The following is a 6,671-nucleotide window of genomic DNA, read 5'->3' as shown; positions in this document are numbered from 1 at the left end:
ATTCGGATCAAGGCTTCCAATATACGTCTCAGGCGTACAACACGCGATTAGAAGCATTCGGCGTTAAAGGCAGCCACTCTCGCAAAGCAACCTGCCTGGATAACGCATGCATCGAATCCTTTTTTTCGCATCTCAAGTCAGAGAAGTTGTATCTCAAACAGTGTAAATCAGGAACTGAAATTCATCAAGCGGTGGAAGATTATATTTATTTTTATAACTACCAACGGTTTCAAACCAAACTTAAAAAGCGCGCCCCGATTGAATATCGGTGCGCGCTAGCAGCATAGCTTTTTTCATCTGTCTACTTGACAGGGGTAAGACCAACTCCCGATACGGGGATGTGGGCTTTTTTTGCGTGTTCTAAGGCAGCATCTCGATACGGCATCGATAAGCTTTGGCAATACCCTGCATGAGCTCTTCAAGCTGCCGATCCACGACGTATACAGTGCGATCCTGAGCCTGATACTGGGCGAGGAGGTGCTCTTCGATTTGAAGGGCAGCTTGATCGATTTCGGCTTGAGGGCTATCTGTCGTAAAGCGGAATTGTACGACAAGCTTATCGTATAAATAATTGTGCTCCGCGCGGCTTGTGAAGCCGTAATCGCTGAAGAGATCCGTCAATTCAGCGTCATCCGGCAGCAGCCGCAGCTGCATCGGGTTCGTTTCAATATTGAAATGAGCCATAACATCAAGTGCAGCAAGCTGTTGTTCTTCATTGCTGACAATAAGCATTTCTTTGTCGCGGTCAAATAAGTCAACTTTACCTGCGAGAGCTTTAACGATTTGCGCGTAAAATCCAGGTATTTTTCCTTCGGGCAGATCCATCATTAGACCAATTTTGGGTTCCATTCGTCGTCCTCACTTTACTTCGTTATCCTCTGCTACTTTACAGGGATAATTTAAGTTTTACAACAGCGATACCATTCTTCGTCTCTACACTTACGACATCGAGATAATTAACAATTTTTTTCGGGACGAAACCAAGCTGGAATTCTTTCATAAAGTCTTCAATTGTCGTATCAGGCAGTTGGAAGCCATTGAATTCAAGTTTATCCACATGAAAGAGGACTTCATTCATATCGGGATGTTCCTTTAACAAAAACATTCCTTCCAGCGCGATTTGCACATGATCTTTTTTACCTTTTGCAATGATTGCTCCATCGGCAAATTCAAAATTCAAATTCTGCAACAGTTCATTTTTTGAATGTATGTAAGTATTGAAATCCTTATCACTAATCGTTATGACCGGATTTTTGATGGAAGATAAGTCCATAAATTTACTTTCTTTGGTGACATACTGTGGCAGCTCTCGGAAAGCCGATGATAAACTATTCAAGTATTCGCGGAATAAAGGGATGCCTTCTTGTTTCCATTGGTCATTTAAGCTTTTTATTTGGGCTTCTATGACTTGTGCTTGTGTACTGACGGCTAGTTGTTTGTCCAGCTCTTCTTGGAGCTTTACGAGTCTTTCACGCTGTGTGAGGAATTTATCTTTCGTTTTCTGGAGCTCGACGCGAGATGAATCAAGTTCGGTTCGCAGGCTTTTCAATTTCTTAAACGATTCGGTGAAAGCAGATAAAGCGCGATGATCATTCGTTATAATCATTTGCAGATACTCGAACATTCGCAATGCATCCGTAAAGGAACTAACGGTAAACAGCAGCATCCAGATCGAATCTCGATCCCCTGTATAGTAAGCTCTCAGCACTTTTCCGGCATGTTTTCGGGTGCTATCAACATTGCTGTTCTGCTTGATGATATCTTGTTCATTTTGTTTGATTTGTGCAACGATGTTGGCATCTTGTTCATTTAATCGGGCCACTTCTTTGTCGATTTCGAAAATAGTAAGCCCTTTTTGGACGAGATCTTTGGCTTCGTCTTGCGTAGGGGTCTTTTCTTCGGCTGAGATTGAAGGAAGCGGCAGTGTTATTTGAGTTAACAATAGAATGGACAACATCATAGCTACGAATTTATATGTCATTGAATGAATTCTCCCCCTAAGAACAGATTATCATATTTCTATTAAATGAAGCACAAAAAAATACTTACCTCTGGGGAAGAGGTAAGTATTGGGCCTTACATCTATTTTTTTGCCGGTGTAATTAATTTAAGGATTTCATCAAAGCTTTTAACGTTTTTTGGTACTTCCTTCGTTAATGAAGAAGCTTGATTGATAGCGTCGTAGGTTTGGTGAATGAGGATATGGTTATCTTGCGCTTTGCCGTCCAGTGTGATGGTGAAGCCTACATCAATCGTTTGGTCACGGATAAAACCAGTGTCATCAATGGCTACAACCATTTTACCCGGAGCTTTGAGCTGCAAGAGATTTGCTTGATTTTTTTTGAATTGTTCGGCTTTATCAGCAGTAAGGAATCCATTGTTTTGCAGCTGGCCAATAAACTCTGGAAGCTTAGTTTGCATCAGTGTATTCAAATCTTTTTCATTTTTACTGGTAAGTTCGACGCTGATGGATTTGGCAGAAGATCCGTCTTTCAGCTTAACTGGTTCTTTGGCTTCTTTATACCATTTTGGATCAATCCCGCTAAATATTAGATTTCCAAGTGTGGTGGACAGTTGAGAAGTATTTTTCAAAGTATCTAAGGTTAAAGGACTAGTGCTGTTCTGACTCATTTTTTGTAAATCGATTGCATAATACTCATCAGCTGTTTTATTTAATGCTGGCATATTAAAATACAATTTGCTATCTTTAATGAGAATTGGAATTTCAAAAGGGGATGTTGAGCCCTTAGGCGTTATTTTTAAGTCCGTCTGGAACTGGAGTGGCTCCACATTGCTAATGCCCTTCCAATCGATTGTGCTTTCTCTGACCAAAGATAACAGCCCGTTCGTTAAAGGGTTGGACGATTTCATCAATCCATCGCTTAAGGCTAATGTGGTGCTCCCATCAAAGGTGTAAGACTTCATCTCTTTTTGTTTGTTTAGTGATTGTTCGAGTGCTTCTTTGACCTTCGTGTTGTCTGTACAAGCTGTCAACGATACTAGGCTGATCGCCGTTACCGCTGTTAAGGTAATCCACTTCTTTGACATGCTTTGCTGTCTCTCCTTCCATAAATCCTTCTTCATTATAATGGTTTCCGTAGGTTTTGTCTGTAAGTAAAGAATTGGAGGTTTCTTCATTGAATCATCAGCTCGGACACCCAGGTGTTGTGACAGCCTTGAGAGAGGCTATTCAGTCAGCAGAATTTCAAGCCATCTCATTCAGGGATTATATGGAAATTTGTCTTTACAGTGAACCGTTTGGCTACTATCGAAATGAGAGGCCGAAAATCGGTAAACAAGGAGATTTCTATACAAGCTCCTCTATTGGTTCAATAATGGGGGAAATGGTTGCATCATTTATTTGCATGCAGCTGCATAATGGTCATTCTCCTCAAACAGAACCCGTTCATATCGTTGAATGGGGAGGGGGAAACGGGCGAATGGCTCTTCACATCATGGGCGAAATAAAGCGAACTGAACCCGCCATTTATGCTCGATTAATCTATACAATCATTGAATCTAGTGCTTATCATCGTCAACAGCAGCGAATATTGCTTGAAGAGCACGCCCAAATTATTCAATTCGCAAGTGAATCAGAATGGTTCTCTCAGACGCCGCAAGATCTGCTTTATGTACTTGCGAATGAACTGCTGGATGCTTTCCCAATCCACCGAATTCGCTATAAAGATATGCTTTTCCAAGAGTCTTATGTGAAATGGCAAGAGGAAGAGCAAATTTTTCAAGAAATTTGGCGGCCTGTCAGCTCTCACCGAATATTAGACTTCCTAGAACGTTCCAAAGTTCAGTGGTTGGATGGTCAAATAGGAGAGATAAACCTTGAAGCTGAGAGTTGGGTCTCGCGTGTAGCTGAGCGGATCCAAAGCGGAAGCTGTCTAATCATAGATTATGGCGATACAGCAGAAGAACTATTCGCTCCATACCGTTACAATGGAACATTAATGTGCTATCGCAATCACCAAGCTCAGGATAATCCATTCATGCATCAGGGTGAGCAGGATATGACATCTCATATTAACTTTAGTTCATGCCAATTAACTGCAAGTGAGAGCGGCTTTACTCATTGCAAACTTCAAACACAACGGGATTTTCTGGTGGAGCAAGGGATTCTGCAAAGGCTTCAAGACCACTATGATCCGAATCCTTTCAGTGAAGTGTCAAAGCGTAACCGCTCAATTAGGCAGCTGCTGCTAAGCGACCAAATGAGTGAGCTATTCAAAGTATTCATCGCAAGCAAACATTCTCTACACAATGAAAAAAAGGTGAGCCGCTGAGTAACAGTCGGTTCACCTTTTTGCTTGTTGTTATTGTTGTGGGGTTTAGACAGACATTTTGAAAAATGACCAATACGTAAATCCGCTGAAGGAAATAATCATATATCCCCAGAACAACAATATGTAAGTTCGTTCTGACAAGCGCATATAGCCTAGAATGACGAATACGGCAGTTTGAAAAAAGAAAATCAGAGACATAGGTATCATATCGCCAGCTAAGCTCATTAGTGCGATAACAAGTGTCCAAAAACCTAGAACCCGAAACATGCGATCCATTCTCGTAACATCCCCCTCTCATACCACGTTGCACTTTAACTACAACACATTATACCGTTTGGAATGAACGGTGTAAACCGTCAAACAGTGACGAAATTCAAAACATTTCATCAGATAGTAGTAGTATGTCTTTTTATCCGGATCCCATGTATGAGTGATAAAAAATTTGGCAATACCATTTAGTATCAAATAGATTCTATGAACTCTAGTACGGGCATAGAAATAATAATAATGGCACGAATCAATTTATCCCAGCTCTCTACGAATTGATTCTTATTATGATGCATCCCCAATAGGAGAGACTTTGATCTCAGGGCCAAAGATCCCACAGAGGAGAGACTTTGATCTACGACCAAAGATCCCTATATTATGTCAGGAGGTTCGACCATATGTCAGCAATTAGACAAGATGCTTGGAGCGATGAAGACGACTTAATCTTAGCGGAGGTGACACTGCGTCACATACGAGAGGGAAGTACACAATTATCTGCATTCGAAGAGGTTGGAGAGCGCATTGGGCGCACAGCGGCGGCATGTGGATTCCGTTGGAACAGTTTTGTAAGGAAAAAATATGAAGCAGCTATACAGATTGCCAAAGCACAGCGTCAAAAAAGAACGCAGCTCAAAAAGCATGCGGCTGTCTCGATCTCCGGTTCTTCTTCCGTTGGGTTGCTGGATGGTCCTGAGTTGTCGACTGGAAAAATAGAGACATTCACGGAAGAAACATTATCGATTGATGCTGTGATCCGGTTTCTGAGACAATGGAGAAACACGTACCAAGATATGAATCGTCATATTAAAAGTTTGGAAAAAGAACTGCAAGACAAAGAGGACGAACTAGATAGACTAGGCAGAGAAAACAACAAGCTGAATAAGCAAGTTAATGAAGTGGAAACTGATTATCGTGTTGTGAATGATGATTATAAAGCGTTGATTCAAATTATGGATCGTGCTAGGAAAATGGCCTTCCTGGTTGAAGAAGAGGAAGAAGAGAAGCCGCGGTTCAAGATGGACGCGAATGGTAACCTAGAAAGAGTAGAATGAGTTGCCGAGCGTCCTTACATATAGAAGCTTCAGAACAAGGAGAACCCTTGGACTGGGGCTTTTTTGTTGTATAATGAGAATGGTATTTAAAGGGGGAAATGAGATGCGCATCATGATTGTTGGTGCTGGCTCCTTAGGGTTGCTATTCGCTGCCAAGTTAGCTGCTTTTTGTGAACATATGACCGTCATTGCAAGATCAAAAGAACAAGCAGATGAGTTAGCTCGTAAGGGAATTGAATTGGTTGGAGCTGCCGAGCCAGTTAGGACTACTCGTGGCGGGGTCATAAATTTTCACTACTATATAGAAGAAGTAGAAACAGCTAATTCAGCTTTACATGATTTTGATTACATATTTCTTATGGTCAAACAGCCAGCCATTACACAAGAACTAATAAACAAATTGAAGTCTCAAATGTCTAAAGACACTTATTTAATAAGCTTCCAGAATGGAATTGGGCACGAAGTGAGATTAGGTGAGGAGCTTGGGCGGGAGTGCTTATTGTTCGCTGTAACGACAGAAGGGGCTAGACGTGAGGGCTTAACAGCCGTTACTCATACAGGGCATGGTGTCACTTATATAGGAAATAGGGGAGATTCGAATCATTTTGTAAATTCAACACATATTTTGTTTGTTAAGATGCTTGAGAAGGCAGGATTTCAAACAATGATGTCGAAGAACATGGATGTAAGGATTTGGAGCAAGCTGACGATAAATGCAGTAATTAATCCGCTTACAGCAATTTTGCGTGTAAAGAACGGAGATTTGCTGCTTTCAGCCTGGACGCGCTCACTTATGAATAGCCTTTATCAAGAAACTCGTATGGTGGCGACTGCCAAAGGGATTATCCTGCCTGATGAACTATGGGACACGCTGCTTAGCGTTTGTGAAGCCACAAGCTTAAATCATTCTTCTATGCTTCAGGATATTGAACATTCCAGACGAACTGAGATCGATCATATTAACGGAAGTCTAGTAAAAATGGCAAACGAATTAAATCTTCAGATTCCGACGCACCAAACTGTGTACCAATTAGTGAAAGCCCTAGAATAAGCAGGTGAT

The 6,671-nt window shown here is 41.4% G+C and carries 8 protein-coding genes; 4 read left to right on the top strand and 4 right to left on the bottom strand.

Annotation, left to right across the window (positions count from 1 at the left end; all coding sequences use genetic code 11):
* Positions 1-287, top strand: a 287-nt coding sequence (locus tag G519_RS0121970) for an IS3 family transposase (RefSeq protein WP_029196541.1), incomplete at its 5' end; no start/stop codon positions are given.
* A gap of 73 nt (positions 288-360) precedes the next feature.
* Here the strand turns inward: G519_RS0121970 and G519_RS0121965 are convergent.
* From G519_RS0121965 to G519_RS0121955, 3 genes are all read right to left on the bottom strand, one after another.
* Positions 361-849 carry a hypothetical protein gene (locus G519_RS0121965; RefSeq protein ID WP_029196540.1) on the bottom strand — a complete coding sequence of 163 codons (489 nt, stop codon included), beginning with the start codon at positions 847-849 and terminating at the stop codon, positions 361-363.
* Positions 850-886: 37 nt separating this feature from the next.
* Complete coding sequence (locus tag G519_RS0121960) at positions 887-1,981, bottom strand: coiled-coil domain-containing protein (RefSeq protein WP_029196539.1); 1,095 nt, start codon at positions 1,979-1,981, stop codon at positions 887-889.
* A gap of 101 nt (positions 1,982-2,082) precedes the next feature.
* On the bottom strand, positions 2,083-3,084 hold the full coding sequence (locus G519_RS0121955) for a hypothetical protein (RefSeq protein ID WP_127527977.1): 1,002 nt from the start codon (positions 3,082-3,084) through the stop codon (positions 2,083-2,085).
* A 53-nt stretch (positions 3,085-3,137) separates the two neighbouring features.
* Between G519_RS0121955 and G519_RS0121950 the strand changes: the two genes are divergently transcribed.
* Positions 3,138-4,292 (top strand): class I SAM-dependent methyltransferase, encoded by a 1,155-nt coding sequence (locus tag G519_RS0121950; protein WP_029196537.1) that lies wholly within the window; start codon positions 3,138-3,140, stop codon positions 4,290-4,292.
* A 45-nt stretch (positions 4,293-4,337) separates the two neighbouring features.
* Here G519_RS0121950 and G519_RS0121945 read toward each other — a convergent pair whose 3' ends face one another.
* A complete protein-coding gene (locus tag G519_RS0121945) occupies positions 4,338-4,568 on the bottom strand; it encodes a DUF2626 domain-containing protein (protein ID WP_029196536.1) in 231 nt (76 codons plus the stop codon).
* Between the two features lie 389 nt (positions 4,569-4,957).
* Here G519_RS0121945 and G519_RS0121940 point away from each other — a divergent pair, with 389 nt between their 5' ends.
* On the top strand, positions 4,958-5,611 hold the full coding sequence (locus G519_RS0121940; protein ID WP_029196535.1) for an RsfA family transcriptional regulator: 654 nt from the start codon (positions 4,958-4,960) through the stop codon (positions 5,609-5,611).
* A gap of 103 nt (positions 5,612-5,714) precedes the next feature.
* Positions 5,715-6,662: a ketopantoate reductase family protein gene (locus G519_RS0121935; protein WP_029196534.1), complete on the top strand. Its 948-nt coding sequence runs from the start codon at positions 5,715-5,717 to the stop codon at positions 6,660-6,662.
* The last annotated feature ends 9 nt before the right edge of the window (positions 6,663-6,671 follow it).

Source organism: Paenibacillus alginolyticus DSM 5050 = NBRC 15375, from assembly GCF_000422905.1.
GTDB classification, from domain to species: Bacteria; Bacillota; Bacilli; order Paenibacillales; family NBRC-103111; genus Paenibacillus_E; species Paenibacillus_E alginolyticus.
The sequence above is the reverse complement of the archived record's forward strand: the minus strand, read 5'-3'. Positions and strand labels throughout refer to the sequence as shown.

What these genes read in the sequence shown, in the direction of transcription:
- G519_RS0121965 (WP_029196540.1), bottom strand. Translation starts at nt 849, where the DNA reads ATGGAACCCAAAATTGGTCTAATGATGGATCTGCCCGAAGGAAAAATA.
- G519_RS0121960 (WP_029196539.1), bottom strand. Translation starts at nt 1,981, where the DNA reads ATGACATATAAATTCGTAGCTATGATGTTGTCCATTCTATTGTTAACT.
- G519_RS0121955 (WP_127527977.1), bottom strand. Translation starts at nt 3,084, where the DNA reads ATGAAGAAGGATTTATGGAAGGAGAGACAGCAAAGCATGTCAAAGAAG.
- G519_RS0121945 (WP_029196536.1), bottom strand. Translation starts at nt 4,568, where the DNA reads ATGGATCGCATGTTTCGGGTTCTAGGTTTTTGGACACTTGTTATCGCA.
- G519_RS0121940 (WP_029196535.1), top strand. Translation starts at nt 4,958, where the DNA reads ATGTCAGCAATTAGACAAGATGCTTGGAGCGATGAAGACGACTTAATC.
- G519_RS0121935 (WP_029196534.1), top strand. Translation starts at nt 5,715, where the DNA reads ATGCGCATCATGATTGTTGGTGCTGGCTCCTTAGGGTTGCTATTCGCT.